Origin of the sequence: Aestuarium sp. (assembly GCF_023253315.1) — a bacterium.
In the GTDB taxonomy this organism is placed as follows: Bacteria; Pseudomonadota; Alphaproteobacteria; order Rhodobacterales; family Rhodobacteraceae; genus Marivivens; species Marivivens donghaensis.
In genome coordinates this window covers 1-1,083 of the sequence record NZ_JALRGW010000096.1, presented here as the reverse complement: position 1 = coordinate 1,083, position 1,083 = coordinate 1, and the positions used below count along the sequence as shown (strand labels likewise).

Annotated in this window: 2 protein-coding genes; both read right to left on the bottom strand. The window is 51.9% G+C overall.

Annotated features, from left to right (window positions below; translation table 11 throughout):
- Positions 1-303 (bottom strand): hypothetical protein (locus AC1QQ2_RS14360; RefSeq protein WP_479713653.1); only part of this gene is annotated, 303 nt, incomplete at its 3' end.
- Positions 304-307: 4 nt separating this feature from the next.
- The coding region (locus tag AC1QQ2_RS14355; RefSeq protein WP_479713652.1) for a YdaU family protein at positions 308-1,083 on the bottom strand (776 nt) is incomplete at its 5' end.

Below are 1,083 nucleotides of genomic sequence, written 5' to 3'. Positions count from 1 at the left end.
CAATATCTTTGCAACCTTCTGCTTGTTGCGCTCGATCTCTTCCTTCGATGGCTCGTAGGTCAATGCTGGCCCTGCTGCAGGGACATGCGCTTGCCTCAGCATCTCTTTAAATTTTGGCAATGTCGGTGGCTCGTCTGGCAAATTGGAAAGCGCGATCTTAATCGCATCTGGATATTCCACGTAACCTCCGAGCGCGTCAGCCCATGTGTTCATGGCGTTGACTACACCGGTATCCATGCCGTCCGCGGTGAGCTGTCCAAGCTTCCACATGTTGGCCCAGCGGTTGCCGTAATAGCCGTGCATGGTATTAAAAATCCTCTGCACCCAAGAATCCGGCAATCGTCTGACCGGGGGTAATGTCGATTGTTCTTTGCCCATCGTCGATGTTCCTTTCGTCTCCAAAGATTGCCCTTGCAAAAGCAAGGTTCGATGCCTGATTTGGGGTCAGGCTTTTCTCCGCATTGGTTTTTACCCAGTCTGCGTTGAATCCAGTCCAGCCACGCAAGCAGATGATCTGCAGCGCTGCGTCAAGCGTTAGCCCAGCCTTGTTCGCCTCCCGCTGTATTCCCTTTATCGCGGTAGTCGTGATCGGCGCTTTCTTGGCTTTGCGTTGCTTTACGAAGTCAGCCCACGTTGTTTCCAAAACACCATCAGGACATAGCACCGGAGGTGCTTTATCTTTTATTGGTGTCTGGTGTATGGTGTCTGGTGACTGGTGAGCATTGCGTTCGGTATGCGTTCGCATTGCGTTCGCATCAGATTCGCATTGCGTTTTATCCCACCTTACCCTAGCAGATGCCGCAGCCTTGCTACGTTTTTCACGATATCGCTGTATCTCAATATCGGCGCGCTTGTTATGCCATCCATCGTCGGTCAGGAAAAAAAATTCTTGCAACACGCTCTCGACCGCGGATTTTTCTTCCCGAGTTCTGGCACCAATCAGTCGCTGGACCGCCGGCAATTCTTTGGGCAATGGTCGTTCTTCAGCGTAATATTTCCTGATCAAGCGGCTATACGCAGCATCCTCGACGAAGGTAAGATGCGCTGTCGCCTGCGCATAATCTCCGATGTGGTGCTCGTAGT